Origin of the sequence: Desulfoscipio geothermicus DSM 3669 (assembly GCF_900115975.1) — a bacterium.
GTDB lineage: Bacteria > Bacillota > Desulfotomaculia > Desulfotomaculales > Desulfallaceae > Desulfoscipio > Desulfoscipio geothermicus.
Map to the genome: position 1 here is coordinate 37,165 of NZ_FOYM01000029.1, position 14,592 is coordinate 51,756.

At 44.4% G+C, this 14,592-nt stretch carries 17 protein-coding genes, 1 tRNA gene and 2 pseudogenes; 12 read left to right on the plus strand and 8 right to left on the minus strand.

The window, feature by feature from the left end:
• Positions 1–60: 60 nt before the first annotated feature.
• The 6 genes and pseudogenes from polA (at position 61) to BM299_RS15210 (ending at position 5,753) form a co-directional block, all read left to right on the plus strand.
• Positions 61–2,709, plus strand: coding sequence for a DNA polymerase I (polA, locus tag BM299_RS15185; protein ID WP_092486254.1), 2,649 nt, complete (start codon positions 61–63; stop codon positions 2,707–2,709).
• A gap of 5 nt (positions 2,710–2,714) precedes the next feature.
• The gene (gene mutM / locus BM299_RS15190; protein ID WP_092486300.1) at positions 2,715–3,542 is read left to right on the plus strand and encodes a bifunctional DNA-formamidopyrimidine glycosylase/DNA-(apurinic or apyrimidinic site) lyase; all 828 of its coding nucleotides are present in this window, start codon (positions 2,715–2,717) and stop codon (positions 3,540–3,542) included.
• A gap of 95 nt (positions 3,543–3,637) precedes the next feature.
• Positions 3,638–4,303 (plus strand): annotated as a pseudogene (gene ytaF, locus BM299_RS15195) (sporulation membrane protein YtaF); the annotation flags it as partial.
• Positions 4,304–4,433: 130 nt separating this feature from the next.
• A complete protein-coding gene (gene coaE, locus BM299_RS15200; RefSeq protein WP_207545205.1) occupies positions 4,434–5,048 on the plus strand; it encodes a dephospho-CoA kinase in 615 nt (204 codons plus the stop codon).
• Positions 5,017–5,592 (plus strand): lytic transglycosylase domain-containing protein, encoded by a 576-nt coding sequence (locus BM299_RS15205; protein ID WP_165608365.1) that lies wholly within the window; start codon positions 5,017–5,019, stop codon positions 5,590–5,592. Before coaE ends, BM299_RS15205 begins: the two co-directional genes overlap by 32 nt.
• Positions 5,593–5,670: 78 nt before the next feature.
• Positions 5,671–5,753, plus strand: a tRNA-Leu gene (locus BM299_RS15210).
• On the opposite strand, the gene BM299_RS15215 is transcribed toward BM299_RS15210, so the two are convergent.
• Positions 5,732–6,034, minus strand: a complete 303-nt coding sequence (locus BM299_RS15215; RefSeq protein ID WP_092486263.1) for a hypothetical protein — start codon at positions 6,032–6,034, stop codon at positions 5,732–5,734. The genes BM299_RS15210 and BM299_RS15215 overlap by 22 nt on opposite strands.
• Positions 6,035–6,036: 2 nt before the next feature.
• On the opposite strand from BM299_RS15215, the gene BM299_RS15220 reads away from it, so the two are divergent.
• Positions 6,037–6,225 carry a type II toxin-antitoxin system HicB family antitoxin gene (locus BM299_RS15220; RefSeq protein ID WP_092486266.1) on the plus strand — a complete coding sequence of 63 codons (189 nt, stop codon included), beginning with the start codon at positions 6,037–6,039 and terminating at the stop codon, positions 6,223–6,225.
• Between the two features lie 91 nt (positions 6,226–6,316).
• On the opposite strand, the pseudogene BM299_RS18950 reads toward BM299_RS15220, so the two are convergent.
• A pseudogene (locus BM299_RS18950) lies at positions 6,317–6,415 on the minus strand (transposase); the annotation flags it as partial.
• Positions 6,416–6,617: 202 nt separating this feature from the next.
• Between BM299_RS18950 and BM299_RS15225 the strand changes: the two are divergent.
• The 3 genes from BM299_RS15225 to BM299_RS15235 all read left to right on the plus strand — a co-directional run bounded on the left by BM299_RS15225 (position 6,618) and on the right by BM299_RS15235 (position 8,037).
• A complete protein-coding gene (locus tag BM299_RS15225; RefSeq protein ID WP_092486269.1) occupies positions 6,618–6,854 on the plus strand; it encodes a hypothetical protein in 237 nt (78 codons plus the stop codon).
• A 744-nt stretch (positions 6,855–7,598) separates the two neighbouring features.
• Positions 7,599–7,823, plus strand: a complete 225-nt coding sequence (locus BM299_RS15230) for a hypothetical protein (RefSeq protein WP_092486272.1) — start codon at positions 7,599–7,601, stop codon at positions 7,821–7,823.
• Positions 7,810–8,037 carry a PIN domain-containing protein gene (locus tag BM299_RS15235; RefSeq protein ID WP_092486275.1) on the plus strand — a complete coding sequence of 76 codons (228 nt, stop codon included), beginning with the start codon at positions 7,810–7,812 and terminating at the stop codon, positions 8,035–8,037. Before BM299_RS15230 ends, BM299_RS15235 begins: the two co-directional genes overlap by 14 nt.
• A 523-nt stretch (positions 8,038–8,560) precedes the next feature.
• Here BM299_RS15235 and BM299_RS15240 read toward each other — a convergent pair.
• The gene (locus BM299_RS15240; protein WP_092486279.1) at positions 8,561–10,243 is read right to left on the minus strand and encodes an ATP-dependent nuclease; all 1,683 of its coding nucleotides are present in this window, start codon (positions 10,241–10,243) and stop codon (positions 8,561–8,563) included.
• Positions 10,244–10,440: 197 nt separating this feature from the next.
• Here BM299_RS15240 and BM299_RS15245 point away from each other — a divergent pair, with 197 nt between their 5' ends.
• On the plus strand, positions 10,441–11,376 hold the full coding sequence (locus tag BM299_RS15245; protein WP_092486282.1) for a tyrosine recombinase XerC: 936 nt from the start codon (positions 10,441–10,443) through the stop codon (positions 11,374–11,376).
• A 32-nt stretch (positions 11,377–11,408) separates the two neighbouring features.
• Here BM299_RS15245 and BM299_RS19725 read toward each other — a convergent pair whose 3' ends face one another.
• The 5 genes from BM299_RS19725 to BM299_RS15270 all read right to left on the minus strand — a co-directional run bounded on the left by BM299_RS19725 (position 11,409) and on the right by BM299_RS15270 (position 14,131).
• On the minus strand, positions 11,409–11,603 hold the full coding sequence (locus BM299_RS19725; protein ID WP_092486285.1) for a hypothetical protein: 195 nt from the start codon (positions 11,601–11,603) through the stop codon (positions 11,409–11,411).
• A gap of 98 nt (positions 11,604–11,701) precedes the next feature.
• The gene (locus BM299_RS15255) at positions 11,702–12,472 is read right to left on the minus strand and encodes a DUF1848 family protein (RefSeq protein WP_245779810.1); all 771 of its coding nucleotides are present in this window, start codon (positions 12,470–12,472) and stop codon (positions 11,702–11,704) included.
• 55 nt (positions 12,473–12,527) lie between these two features.
• Entirely contained in the window at positions 12,528–13,208 is a 681-nt protein-coding gene (locus BM299_RS15260; protein ID WP_092486289.1) for an MBL fold metallo-hydrolase, read from the minus strand.
• Between the two features lie 331 nt (positions 13,209–13,539).
• Entirely contained in the window at positions 13,540–13,833 is a 294-nt protein-coding gene (locus tag BM299_RS15265; protein WP_092486292.1) for a hypothetical protein, read from the minus strand.
• Entirely contained in the window at positions 13,817–14,131 is a 315-nt protein-coding gene (locus BM299_RS15270) for a hypothetical protein (RefSeq protein ID WP_092486295.1), read from the minus strand. Before BM299_RS15270 ends, BM299_RS15265 begins: the two co-directional genes overlap by 17 nt.
• Before the next feature lie 268 nt (positions 14,132–14,399).
• Here BM299_RS15270 and BM299_RS19730 point away from each other — a divergent pair.
• The coding region (locus tag BM299_RS19730) for a hypothetical protein (RefSeq protein WP_207545207.1) at positions 14,400–14,592 on the plus strand (193 nt) is incomplete at its 3' end.

Genomic DNA, 14,592 nt, shown 5'->3' on the forward strand with positions numbered 1-14,592 from the left:
CAAAAAGACAGGAAGTATAATTTTTCAAGAACAATACTAAAGCAAAGGCAGGTGCCGGGAGTGTCCCGCAAATTATTGCTGATTATAGATGGAAACAGCTTGACCCACCGTGCTTTTCACGCTTTGCCCCCGCTTTCCACCAGCGACGGCACGGTCACCAACGCAGTACTTGGTTTTACCAACATGCTCTTTAAAGTGCTGGAAAAAATCGAGCCCAACTATATTGCCGTGGCCTTCGACAAGAGTAAAACCACCTTCAGGCACGCAAGCTACGCGGATTACAAAGCCAAGCGCAAGGCCACCCCGGCCGAACTGCGGTCCCAGTTCCCGCTGGTAAAAGAAATTTTGCGGCACATGCGCATCCCCGTTCTGGAACTGGAAAATTACGAAGCCGACGACATTATCGGCACCTTAACCCGCATGGCTGAAGAAAACCGTATGGAAGCAATCGTGCTTACCGGCGACCGCGATGCGCTGCAACTGGTGTCCCCGCGGGTGCGGGTACTGCTCACCCACAAGGGCATTTCGGAAATGGAAGAATACGATGAGGGCAAAGTATGGGACCGCTACGGCGTCAGCCCGCCGCAATTAATTGATATCAAGGGCCTGATGGGGGACGCCTCGGACAATATCCCCGGCGTCCCCGGCATTGGCGAAAAAACAGCCTTGAAACTGATTCAGGAGCACGGTACCCTGGAAGACGTAATTGCGGATGTAGAAAAATTGCCCGCGCGCTGGCGCAACAAGCTGGAGCAGTACAAAGACCAGGCGGCATTGTCCAAGGAGTTGGCCACCATTGACTGTCGGGTCCCTCTGGATGTAAAACCTGAAAATCTACGCTGGCCCGGTCCGGATTACCAGGCCCTGCTGGCCGCATTCAGCAAATTGGAATTCAAAGCCCTCAGCCGCGCCATTATTGAAAAGGCGGGCGCAACCGGCGCGCCGGATGACAAACCGGGCCGGCAGGACGCCGGAGAACAGCCCGGGCTGGCAACCTATTGCGTGGAGTACCGGACTTTATTCACCGCAGCGGAATTAAAAGACCTAAAAAACCAGGCCGGCGAAGCAGGGGCGGCGGCCGTGGCCGTCACGGGCACCCGCAGCAAGGGCGTTGATGGCGCCGCCATGGCCTTATCAAACGGTGCTGTATACCTTCTGCCGGTTCAGGAGCAACCCCGGGCCATTGATGCCCTGGGGGATATCTGCGCCGCCCCGGGGATTAAAAAAATTTGTCATGACGGCAAAGAAGCCATCTGGCTGCTGCACCGCCACAACCGGCGCATGGAAAGGCTGCATTTTGATGTCCGGGTGGCCGCCTACCTGTTGAATCCCGGCTCGGCAAAAAACAGCCTGTCCGACCTGGCCCTGCGTTATTTAAACCTGGTATTGCCACCCCAAGGCCCGGATGCCCTACCCGCCGGAGCAGATGTGATAATGCGTTTGGCGGATATCCTGCATCAAAAATTGGTGGACTTCGATATGGACAGGCTATATTACGAAGTGGAGCTGCCGCTGGTATCCGTGCTGGCGGAAATGGAAACCGAGGGAGTGGCCGTCGATCCCCAAATATTGACCGATATGTCCGGAGAAACCGGGCGGCAGATTGATATGATTGTGAAGGAAATATATGCCCTGGCCGGCGAGCAATTCAACATCAATTCGCCCAAGCAATTGGGCTATATATTGTTTGAAAAATTGAAACTGCCGGTGCTCAAGCGCACCAAAACGGGTTATTCCACCGACGCTTCGGTGTTGGAGGAACTGGCCCCCGCCCACGCCATAGTGCAAAAAATCCTGGAATACCGCCAGTTGGCCAAGTTAAAATCTACCTATATAGACGGACTGTTCGGGCTGATCAACACCTCCACCGGCAGAATTCATACCACCTTTCACCAGGATGTCACCGCCACGGGCCGCCTGTCCAGTTCCAACCCCAACCTGCAAAACATTCCCATCCGGTTGGAACAGGGGCGACGGATCAGAAAAGTATTTGTACCCCGCCGGGAGGGCAACCTTATTCTGGCAGCGGATTACTCACAGATCGAACTGCGCATCCTGGCCCATATGTCCGGCGACCCCAACCTGGTGCAGGCCTTTAACGAGGGACAGGATATTCACACCCGCACCGCCGCCGAGGTCTTCAACTTGCCAATGGAACAAGTGACGCCGGAACTGCGCGGCAGGGCCAAGGCCGTGAACTTCGGCATCGTGTACGGCATCAGCGATTTCGGCCTGTCCCGTGATATCAAAGTGAGCCGGGCCGAGGCCCGCAAATACATCAAAAGCTATTTTGACCGCTACTCGGGAGTAAAAAAGTTTATCGATCGAAAAATTACCGAAGCCAAAGACAACGGCTATGTCACCACCCTTTTAAACCGGCGACGCTACCTGCCGGACATATTGAGCCCCAACCGGGTGACCAGGGCTTTCGGGGAGCGCACCGCCATCAATACGCCCATTCAGGGCAGCGCCGCAGACATAATTAAGCTGGCCATGGTAAGAATAAATAATGAACTTAAAAACAGGGGCCTGCAAACCAAAATGATCCTGCAGGTACACGACGAACTGATCTTTGACGTGCCGCCCGAAGAACTGCCGACAGTGAAGGATATGGTTAAGGAATACATGGAAAACGCTCTGCAGCTTGACGTGCCCCTGGTGGTGGACCTGAAAGTGGGTCCCAATTGGTATGACGTGAGAAAGGTGTAATGGATATGCCGGAATTGCCGGAAGTGGAAACGGTCAAAAAAACGCTGGAAAAAAAATTGGTTGGTTTAACCATCACCGGCGTGGAAATATTTATGCCCAAAATCATCCGGGATCCCGCGCCGGACAAATTTGCCATGGAAGTTACGGGAAACAAAATTTCCCGGCTGGGGCGCCGGGGCAAATATCTTTTGATCCATCTAACCGGTGAAAAAGTGCTGATCATCCACCTGCGCATGACCGGGCGGCTGGTTTATTCAGAACCCGTGGACCCGCTGCCCCGCCATACGCACGTAGTCTTCCGGCTGAGCAATGACCGTGAACTGCGCTTTATCGACATGCGCCAGTTCGGGCGCGTTCAGCTGTCCACGGTACGCTATTTGGGCCAGGTCAAAGGACTCAAGGATTTAGGCCCGGAACCACTGGGAGAAGAGTTTTCGAGAGACTTTTTGCGCCGGGAACTGAAACGCAAGCGCGTCCGCATCAAATCCCTGTTGCTGGACCAGACCTTTTTGGCCGGCCTGGGGAATATCTATGCCGACGAGGCCCTGCACCGGGCACGTATCAATCCCAAACGCATGGCCTGCACCCTCACGCCCCGGGAAATCGCCAACCTGTACCGCTCCATCGTGGAGGTGCTGCAGGAAGGCATCGAAAACCGGGGCACCTCGATCCGGGACTACGTGGACGGCGACGGCAGAACGGGCAGTTACCAGGCGTTGCTCCGGGCCTATAACCGCGAGGGACAAAAATGCCTGTACTGCGGCACCCCCATTGCCCGCCTCAAGGTGGGGGGCCGCAGTTCGTATTTCTGCCCCGCCTGCCAAAAAGAGTAAGCGCGCCGGGGAGCTGCCCGGGCGCGTACACAAGCACACTTCGACTTTCCCCGCCATAGTATTTAAAGAAGCAAAGTCACGGTAACAGGGGGGAAAGTCGAATGGAGTTTGTCGCTCTAATAATGTTCGCACTGGCGCTGAACATGGACTCCTTTGCAGCGGGCGTAGCATACGGGGTACGCAACATAAAATTACCCGTCACCTCGCTGGCCATCATCAGCATGATGTCCATGGCGGCAATAACCATCTCCATGGTGCTGGGCCACGCTGTGGCCGGTTATTTTTCCGCCACCTTCGCCCACCGGCTGGGCGGGGCGATTTTACTTTTCATCGGTCTTTGGGTTTTGATTCAATCGTTGCAGGAAAACCGGCAGAAAAATAAAGAAGCGCCGAAAAGCGAACCGGAACAGGAAGCGCCCGGACCCGTGCTGCAAATCCACATCCGGGCACTGGGACTGGTGATTCAGATCCTCCGGGAACCGTCCCGGGCCGACCTGGACCGGTCCGGCACCATCTCACCCCGGGAAGCGGTTTTACTTGGATTGGCGCTGGCAATGGACGCCTTTGCCGCAGGATTTGCCGTTTCCATGCTCGGTTTTAACATATTGTTTACTGCCCTGATGGTGGGGCTGGGACACTTTATCCTCACCTACCTCGGACTGCAGGCGGGAATGAAGATAGGAGCCTCGCGGCTCAGCCAAAAGGTGGCCGCTTTACCCGGGTTCATCCTAATCGCCCTGGGTTTGTTGAAAATTCATTGACATTGATATAGCAAAGTGTATCATTGATAAACTGTCCGGCACCTGCCGGACAAAAATTTTTCCCGCCTGGCGGCAGGACAGAGGAGATAACCTGAGAATTATTAATAATTGCCTTTTGGGGGGAATAAAAATGCTGGTAGTGGGACTAACCGGAAATATTGGCAGCGGCAAAAGCAGCGTGGCCCGCATGCTGCAAGAAATGGGGGCCACGGTTATCGACACCGACCGGGTCGCCCGGGACGTGGTGGCGCCGGGAACGCCGGGGCTGCAAAAGACAGTGGCCTGTTTCGGGCGGCAAGTTTTAAAAAATGACGGCACGCTCAACCGCCCCCTGATGGCGCAAATAGTTTTTAACGACCCGGCTGCCTTGGCCCGGCTCAACGCCATTGTGCACCCGGAGATTCGCTCCCGGGTCGCCGCAGCGATAGCCGATTACAAAAGGTCCGGCAGCACCCCCCTGCTGGTCATTGAAGCCCCACTGCTCATTGAGACGGGTATGCATAAAATGGTCGACCGGGTATGGCTGGTGACCGTCGATCCCCGGATACAAGTGCAAAGAATCATTGCGCGCAACCATACCACCGCCGAGCAGGCGCGCAAGCGCATATCCGCCCAGATGCCGCAGGAAGATAAGATCCCCTACGCAGACAGAATTATTGACAATAGCGGTTCCCCTGAAAAAACCCTGCAACAAGTGCGGCAAATATGGAGTGATGATATTGAACGCCCGGAGGCGCAGGCTTAATAAATTCAGATTTATTTTCTTACTTTTGCTGGTTGCCTCAGTTTTAAATTTTACTTCGATAATGAAAATCTTCTACCCCTTGCCCTACAGGGACATGATATTTGAGTATTCCGCCAAGGCCAGCATAGACCCGTTTTTCATGGCCGCCGTCATAAAAGCGGAAAGCAGCTTCGACCCTGACGCCGTTTCCCCCAAGGATGCCCGGGGGCTGATGCAAATAATGCCCGAAACGGGGCAATGGATCGCCCAGCAGATCAACCTGCACCCCTTTCACCCGGACCTGTTGTTTGACCCCGAAACCAATATCCGCCTGGGTGCCTGGTACATCGCCAACCTGGAGGACGAATTCGCCGGCAACAAGATAATGGTGCTGGCCGCCTATAACGGCGGGCGCGGCAATGTGCGCAAGTGGCTGAAGGAAAACAAAATCTCCGGGGGCATCGGAGATATCGATGCCATCCCTTTCCCTGAAACCAAGCATTTCGTGAAAAAAGTACTCTGGAATTATAAAATATACACATGGATTTATGGAGATAAAAAATAAACCATGGTGAAAATGGGTTGATTTACACCCTTGACAAACCGGAGGCAAAATCATATAATTTTACTTGCATGACACAATGTCGGAGTGGCGGAATCGGCAGACGCGTACGTTTGAGGGGCGTATGGGCAACCGTGCGGGTTCAAGTCCCGCCTCCGACACCAGTTAAAAACCGCACATTATTGTGTGTTGAAATTTCGGTGCTTTGAACCTGAACCGGGTCCGCATACCAGTAAATCGTAATACGGCTTGCAGTAGGATCAAATTCCATTCGGCGTATAAATGTACGTATGAATTCTCTGCGTTCCCGGTTGGTTCCTTGTGCTAGAACTTGGTCAAGACTTTCAATGTATTCTTTTAATCGTAATACATCAATTTTTTCGAGAACTGGCTTATTAATGGTCAGTTTTTCTTTTTCCTGCTCAAGCTCATCGAAGTGAAGCATACATGAATATTAAATACCCTGTTGTTATAACCAAGTTGGCCGGCGGGGAATGGCTGGCCGAGCATAAGGATTTGCCTGGCTGGAAAATTCACGGGTCTACTCCCGAAGAAGCCATAACCAGGTTGGAAGAGGTAAAGCTGTTGTATAGGCGGTTAGTTAATTATTGTTTTCATTTTATCTTGACAAGTTAAGTAAGGCTAATTTTAATACATGATTGTTGTGTTTTTGGATATCCCCATCTCCCGCATGTATTTTTGTACCGTGGGCCTGCTAATGCTAAAGAATGCCGTACTCCGAAGCAATTTGAGAAATGGTTTTTTCTTCCTTGAAAATTTCCAGTACAACCTTTGCTTTAAACTCTCCTGAATATGTTTTTCTCATGGCATCATTGTACACCTTAAAAAAGGCCGTTTTATTGTTCAAATTTCTTTATCCATTATATCTTGGCTTGATCAACCATTATAAGACACTCCTTCGATTTCGATATATATGGGAAAATAAAAACAACAAAGCGTAAGCCTTGTCGTTATTGTTCTAAATTACAGGATATGGTATAATATTTTAACTATGAGAGGTGTTGTTGATGGCCGCTAATATCGAACGACTAATTAAGGAAATTAAAAGTTTGTCGCCAACCGAAAAAATTGAGCTTGCCCGAAGACTGGATGAGGAAGCTATATTCAGCAATCAATCCTGGTACTGGACACCCGAATGGCAAGCTGCAGAAAAAGAGGCTGACGAAGATATAGCCGCAGGTCGGGTTCACCGGTTCAAAAATGTTAATGATGCCCTAAAATTTTTACATGAGCAAGCAGAATAAGCTAGCGGAGAGAAAAAATGTTCAATCTTGAGCTAACTAATAGATTTGTTCGGTCGTATAAAAAACTTGATCGAGCGATACGTTTACAAGTAGACAAAACTCTCCAAGTTATGGTTATAAACCCCAGCCACCCTTCATTACGTCTAAAAAGAGTACAAGGAACGAAAGATATTTGGGAAGCCAGTGTGAATATGTCTATTAGGATTACGTTAAGTTTTTCGGAAGATACTATTCAACTGAGAAACGTCGGTACTCACGAACAGGTTTTCAGACCGCCATATTGAGTTTTTTCAAAATCGACAAAAGAAATACCGGAGCTAGTCCGGTATTTCTTTAGTAAAACTATAAGTTTAAATCCATTTCAGTAGTGAGGCTTTTAGGACAAGTCCCGCCTCCGACACCACACCGAATACCACACATAGTGATGATGATATACAAACTGAATTTAACTTTTGAAGGACTCGGCTGACTGGCCGAGTTATTTTATTTTTCCTTGCGCCGGTCCATCTCTTTGAACAGGTCCTGTAATAATCGCATACCCTCTTTCATGGCGAAAAAAGCAGAAGAGGGAAACCCATAGGCCTCCACAGCCAGTTTCCCTCTTCCCTTATGACTTTCGTCAAGACAATCATAATGGGTTGGCAAACCAATGTCCAGACATATGGCAGTCTTCAGTTATTGTCTTTTAGCAAAGGGTTAGGATACAATATAGTAAATAAATGTTATTAGATGGGAGGGGTAATTATGGAGTCAGCAGTATTAAAAGAAATTCAAAATCATTTACTAACGCTTACCCCTGAACAACAGAAAAAAGTGTTGCAGTATATTAAATCATTTAGCTCACCTTCTAAAGAATTCAGTGGTAAAGAATTACTGAAGTTCATTGGAGCTATTGATAAAGAAGACCTGGAAAAAATGACTTTGGCAATTCAAGATGGATGTGAAAAAATAGATTATGCCGAATGGTAAATATTTATTGGATACCAATATTGTCATTGCTTTAATGGCCGGTGATAAAATCATTAGGCAACGCCTGGAAGAAACGGAAGCAGTGTATTTATCAACCGTGGTATTCGGAGAACTTTGCTATGACGCTCAAAATTCCGCGCGAGCGGAGAGCAACATGGGTTTGTCCACTAATCTTTCCTCAACCCCCGCAGGTCGGGTCGGGTGCACCTCCTGACCTCATCCAACAGGCTTGCCGGCTTCGCCCGCGGCCCCTAATCCCCGGGACGGCAGTAACGCCTGCCAGGGGCGCAAAGAGTGCCGCGTTTGCACCAAGGTAAGTTAAATAACAACAAGCTTTTAGTTAACTGGAATATTGTCATACGCCACAAATTAATATTTAACTATTGACACCAGATAATTGAATAATGCAAGAACTTTTCACTTATAAATATTATATGGATAATGGGAAGCTGAATTGACTCAAATTGGACAATATATTATATCTGGCTGAGCCTTATTCTATTCGGCATTTGCTTATCTCCTTTGTCAAATCAAATTATGATAATGCGGAATAGTTGCTATGCTCACATTTTCCGCAAAAATCTTATAACATACAAATCTTTTAAAATTTATTTGAATTCTATTATGTAGCTTGATATTGCAAGATAACAGATTATCATTTAGTTATATGATTTTCGGAATATAGATAATTCGATATAAGGTTGCAAACCTTTTCACCTACCAAACCTGACCGTCACTTATGCTTGCAATTGCCGTAATATAGTTTGTAATTGTTCTATTTTTAAATGTGGAGAGTTCTGCAAAAGATCTATGCTTCGTCCAAATTTATTAAATACATCTCCATTTGCCTTTCTCAACATGAATTTTCCCAGTCTATTCTGAGAAGCAGTTGGAACAGTTCGTCCAAACAAGTCTATTACACTGGGGCAAGCAGTTCTATCATCACGATATAAAAATGAGTATTCAATTTCTTTTCTCTTATTATGAAATTTTTCCTGTATCTCAACATGGTTATTACTTGCCAGTGTATTTAACCAATCAATAATTTCATCCCTACTTACTCCAATTACATAAGCTAAGTGCGAAGGATCAATAAAATATGCTTCAATATCTGATCCATCAGTCACAAACGGTATAGTATTGTGCCCAGATATCTTTTCATTAACTCTTGATACTTCCTCATCGGTCATGAAATCACGATCCCGATGAATTATGACTTTGCAGTTTGGCGCACTTCGATGGATAAAGTCAGATAACTGTATTGCGGTTTCGGTGTTGCTACAACCTTTATACGGAACAATTAGTGTATTGTTCATATTAAAACTATTATAAGTTAAAAGTCGTTTTGCCATCTTTACTTTTTCATCTTCAGTTAAAAAAACGCACGAATACGTACCATTAATTACTTTATCAAAAGTATCCAATGCTCCAATATCCATTAAAACACTATACATATATGGTGAATCATTGCTTTGATTTACTCTTCCATTCTTAAGCCAAATAAATTTCGCTTCATCGTCCAATGCTGTAAGCATATGCCTACTGTGAGTACAAATAATTATTTGTGTATTTAATTTATCAGCCAGTAGTTTTAGGGCATCTACCAACAACAACTGATTATTGGGGTGTAAATGTTCATCTGGTTCATCAAGTAGCAAAAGCTTGGGTTTAAACAATAGAACATACGCCATTATTTGCACTATTTGCAAAAACCCCGTACCACTCAATTCTATCGGTAAAGATGTTCCATTTTCATTAATTGTTACTTTGATGTTTAAATCTTGTTCTGGGTTATAAGGCAACATAATAGAAGTCGAAGGAAATATCTTATTTATTAATTCATTTAATTTAGGTAAATCCCCATTTTCTTTTATGTAATATAATATGTTACGCAAGTAAAGATTTGCATCACCATTTGCTGTTGCACTTCTGATTACGGCTTTTGTTTGTAGCTTTTCCTCTAATGGTATGCCGGAAAGACCGGGGACATAAACAGAGTATAAATCTGTGTATGAGGTAACCAATTGACGAAATGGATTATTGGGGCGGCATTTTATACTAATATTTTCAAAATTTCTGCCCTTACTAATTGTAATGGAAAAAGAGTCTGCATTTTCTCCATCGCTAAAAGTATCGCTAGTTAAAGTAAGTTTACTTGTATTTCCAGAATAATTCGTATAAGGAGTACCGTGGCGCAAAACTGTAAAATCTGAAGATGGTAAATATAGAAGACTGTGTTGCGAAACAGTTTCTCTCCCAGAGTTGCGACGAACAGCTTCTGCTAAAATATTAAAATGAATGCCTTGTAATACACTACTCTTTCCCGAGTTGTTAGCTCCAACTATTACATTTATTTTATCCAAATCAGTATCAAAATCTACTGCATTTTTGAAGTTTTCTAATTTAACGTGCTTTATCATTGGTACTCAATCCTTCTAATTTAATTTAATAAAAAGTTTACTGCTTTCCTAAAAAATAATTATAAAAAATTATATAATTTTTTTATAATTGCCACCCTAGTATTATATAATTCACAATATCATTAATGATCTTCCCATTATAGACAATCGTTATCTCCTGCAAATTATGTCAAAACTATTTGCAAGGAGATGATTTCATGCAATCTAATAGAACCTGTCCGCTAATTGAGCAATACTTGGGGTATCTTACAGTAATAAAGGGTCGTTCTGAAAACACAATTAAGGAGTATCGAACAGATTTGCTTATGTTTTTCGACTTTGTGATGCTTTCTCGCAATAAACCTATACATAACAAAAATTTTGCTAGGGTAGATTTGGAATTCATACAAACTATTTCGCTTAACGATATGTATGCTTTCATTGCCTATTGCCAAACTGAACTGAATGCTTCTGCCGGTACGCGAGCAAGAAAAATTGTATCTATCCGTCAATTTTGGAAATACCTCAAAACCAAGGCTCATCTTATAGATAACAATATTGCAGAAGAATTGGAAACACCAAAACTTCCAAAAAGGATACCCAAATACCTTAGCCTTGAGGAATCCGTCAAGCTGTTAATCGCTTGTAATAATTCCCCTCGGGATCATTGTATCATCACAATTTTCCTCAATTGTGCTTTGCGGTTATCTGAACTGGCTAGTTTAAACATAGACCAAGTAGATAATGAGGTAATCAGTATCGTTGGCAAGGGAAATAAGGAGCGTAAGGTCTTTTTGACCCCAGCAGCTAAAAGGTCAATTAACGGTTGGCTTCAAATTAGAAATTCTCTTGATGTCCCGTCAAAGGCGTTGTTTATCTCAAGGAACAATAGACGTATAACGACCAGGGCCATCCAAAACGTCGTTAAGAAATATGTGATAGCTTCGGGGCTTGATCCTAAATATATATCTACGCATAAACTTCGTCATACGGCTGCTACGCTTATGTACAAGTATGGCAGAGTCGATATACGGTCACTTCAACAAATACTGGAGCATGAGAGTGTTGCTACAACTGAAATCTATACACATATTGATGAACATCAATTGCAATCAGCCGTTAATTCAAATCCGCTTGCAATGATGTTTAATTAATTTTTCCAACTCATATTTTATAACCCTATAAATCATGGTCGCCCCCCTTGACAATTGGGGCACTTTCGTTGCCAAATATCCGTTCCATTTGCCTTGTACTTAAAATTACAATTTCTACATTCCATTAAGTAAAACCATTGCATATAATCTGATCCTGGCTCACCTGTTCGTCCAATGTTCATTTGATTGTTTTTGTTTATATATCCTGGTTGAGTAATTTTTTTCAATTTATTTGCCCCCCTACCTCAACCTATCTAAAAAGCTAAATCTATGGTTTTATATTCTTTTCCTGCCCCCATTTTGGAGTTTTATGAATAATATGAAGTTACACTACCCCCGCATAGCAATAAAGGCAGCCGGACTGGCAACGCATGTTGTACCAACCAATATCAATGCTCTTGGTGCAGCCGCATAGTTCACGCTGGCCGGAAGCCTTTTCCTGGCTGCACGGTTCCTTGCAAGGGTGTAGCTCTTGCAACAGCGCTCCGTCAATGCATTTTGACTTAGCAAACCCTGGCACCGCACAGGTATATAGCACCCCACCCCGCTTTTGGGTCACCTGTATCAGGCGTTTTATCACCTTTATCCTTTGCTCTTGACTGAGTGTAATAATTTCGTAGCCATGCCCGGCTAACCTACGTTTTACTCGAGGATATTCTTCCATAAACGAAGTAGTAAAAGAGCGAATTCCTATTTTCGCTGCTTGCTCGATTATTTGTTCTGCAATAGGTATATTGCTTATTAACGTACCGTTTTTTTTGATCGCGACCAGAGGATCAACCCGTAGCCGGATTCTTTCCGGTGAACCCAAAAAATCCACTAACCCCGACAGTTTTTCAGTTGCATCCCTCCAGCCGGGCACGTTCGGCTCCAGTGGTGTTCCGCCAAGCCCCGTGATGGTCACATGGGCAAAAACATGATCATATTTTTTCAGCACCTCTGCATAGGGTTCGTTATAAATACAGCCTGGAAACTTGGTTATACAAACAACCGTGTGCACCTTCTCCGGGGGGTATTTCTCCGATAACACCAGTTTCATTTTCTCTGCAAACCAGCGCATATCGGTACGTCTCGACATGGTTATAACTTTTTTCATGCGTACATTATACCGTGAACATATTTGTTGTGGTCATTTTTTCATCCATTCACCATCAGGAGTGGTAATCAAGGTAATACTCTATGTAATTCCGGACTTTTTCAGCCGGTTTGTAGATCCCAAAGTGGCCCTCGCAAAGGATGTCCGCATTTAAATTGATAAGCTTACGCATGGAGTCCCGCCATAGTTCCATATTCGACCCCCAGGAGGGATCAAATGGCCCGTGGATGTCCTGGCCAAATAAAATTCTGGTCCCCCTTACATCTAGGTAGGGGCTGATTCCCCCCGGAGTGTGGCCGGGAGTATGTAGGCAATGTAAAACCGTATTTCCCACGACAACATCCTGCATCTCACCATTTAATAATCTATCCACCGGTACGTGACGGTAATTGACCCGGTAGTACCATGCCGCAGTAAGTTTAGGATTTTCCCCAGAAACTGCGTTGCGCTCCAGTTCGTGGCACACCACCTGCGCTCCCCGCTCCCGAAAATAATGCAAACCCCCTATGTGATCAATGTGTCCGTGGGTGACGATGACATACTTCAACAGGGAATTGTCCAGGCCAAGTTTTTCGATGTTCTCTAAAATAGCCCGGGTAGAATAACCGAGTCCTGCGTCCACCAGAGCTAGCTCGGTGCCGCCGTCTACAAGGTAGACACAACAATCACGTTCATCCGTTATTTGAGGCCCCCCTATGATATACACACCTTCAGTAACTCGCTCAGGTTTGTTCATTAAAAAACCACTCTTTCTTCCATGAGGATTATTCGGGTCATGATCAATTATATCTAAAAATATAGTGATCCTGCTATTATAGCCAACACGCGGTTCCCATAAAAATCTGGTTAATCAATTTATATCCGATATAGATTCTTTACGAAAACAAATATGGATTAGGAGAAGTTACTAACCGAAAAATGCTACATTATTTTTATTGATTGTTAATAGTAGAACAGCTTGATGTATTTTCTCACTCATTTTATCAAAATACTTACGGAAAAAAACTAAGCAAACAAACTTTTTATTATATGACGTATGTGACGTGGATTTGTATCAAAAAAGAACTTTATTTTATACTCTTTCTTATTTCTACACTTACTTTTTTTATTTCTGTATTTAATGCTTCAATATATTCTTGACAAACTTCTTTATAAAGACTCTTGGTATAGTTGGATGATATTGACAATTCTAGCACAATGTCATCGATTATAGACTTTTCAAGAAGCTTAGAAAACACTCTTTTTAAGTCTTGTTGACCGGACTCGCTATTAAGATTCACAGCTATATCGGGATCAGTTTTAAACAATAAGACATCGTTCTCTCCTTGAATAGTAAGTTCAACGCTAATTGCCTGACTCATATATGACCTTCCTTTCGTAAAATGCTTCCTTACCACCCTCGAGTGTATGCATACTTTCTTCTGTCCAGTTTTTAGTGTCATTTATGTCATCAATATTTTTCAACTCGTCAATAAACGGATTTCCAACATATGTCGAATATTGACCATTCTTATGAACTCTATATATTGATTGGTAAGGACGAGTACGTACTGCAATATTTGCATTATGTGTAGCAACAACAATAATTTTATGTCTTTTTGATAAATTGATGATTTGAGGCCGTATAATACTATCTATATATGAATTCCCCATACCCATTTCTGGCTCATCTAAGATATAGGCATCAGCTTCTTGTTGTAAAGCATTTTGGAGTAGAAGAATACCCTTTTCTCCACTTGAAGGTTGATACTCTTGGTCATCTTGTGTAACAATTATTTTTGATAATCCTAGAAAGCTACTTGTGTTTGTAGAGTCTGTTCGAAAAGTTAAAACTTTAGGCAGCCATAAATAGGAAATGCACCGTCACTTGTCGAATTAGGTAGTAATTTACGAGAAAACTACCAATTACCAAGCGAGGTGCATACTTATGGCGAAGATGCAGTTGGATCTATTTCCAATGTCATATTATAACACACTTGGCTTTGATAGAGAACTCATTGACTATATTGATATTGTGGATGATTCAATTATTTATGATTTGGTTTTACCGTTATACAGGCAAGGCGGACGCAATCCACACAACCCGGTAACTATGTTCCGGGCTCATTACTTGTATTTTG

Coding starts and splice junctions, on each gene's coding strand:
- BM299_RS15270 (WP_092486295.1), bottom strand. CDS start 14,131: ATGGGTATGGGGAATTCATATATAGATAGTATTATACGGCCTCAAATC.
- mutM (WP_092486300.1), top strand. CDS start 2,715: ATGCCGGAATTGCCGGAAGTGGAAACGGTCAAAAAAACGCTGGAAAAA.
- BM299_RS15245 (WP_092486282.1), top strand. CDS start 10,441: ATGCAATCTAATAGAACCTGTCCGCTAATTGAGCAATACTTGGGGTAT.
- coaE (WP_207545205.1), top strand. CDS start 4,434: ATGCTGGTAGTGGGACTAACCGGAAATATTGGCAGCGGCAAAAGCAGC.
- BM299_RS15215 (WP_092486263.1), bottom strand. CDS start 6,034: ATGCTTCACTTCGATGAGCTTGAGCAGGAAAAAGAAAAACTGACCATT.
- BM299_RS15220 (WP_092486266.1), top strand. CDS start 6,037: ATGAATATTAAATACCCTGTTGTTATAACCAAGTTGGCCGGCGGGGAA.
- BM299_RS15265 (WP_092486292.1), bottom strand. CDS start 13,833: ATGAGTCAGGCAATTAGCGTTGAACTTACTATTCAAGGAGAGAACGAT.
- BM299_RS15240 (WP_092486279.1), bottom strand. CDS start 10,243: ATGATAAAGCACGTTAAATTAGAAAACTTCAAAAATGCAGTAGATTTT.
- BM299_RS15255 (WP_245779810.1), bottom strand. CDS start 12,472: ATGAAAAAAGTTATAACCATGTCGAGACGTACCGATATGCGCTGGTTT.
- BM299_RS15260 (WP_092486289.1), bottom strand. CDS start 13,208: ATGAACAAACCTGAGCGAGTTACTGAAGGTGTGTATATCATAGGGGGG.
- BM299_RS15235 (WP_092486275.1), top strand. CDS start 7,810: ATGCCGAATGGTAAATATTTATTGGATACCAATATTGTCATTGCTTTA.
- BM299_RS15225 (WP_092486269.1), top strand. CDS start 6,618: ATGGCCGCTAATATCGAACGACTAATTAAGGAAATTAAAAGTTTGTCG.
- BM299_RS15230 (WP_092486272.1), top strand. CDS start 7,599: ATGGAGTCAGCAGTATTAAAAGAAATTCAAAATCATTTACTAACGCTT.
- BM299_RS15205 (WP_165608365.1), top strand. CDS start 5,017: ATGATATTGAACGCCCGGAGGCGCAGGCTTAATAAATTCAGATTTATT.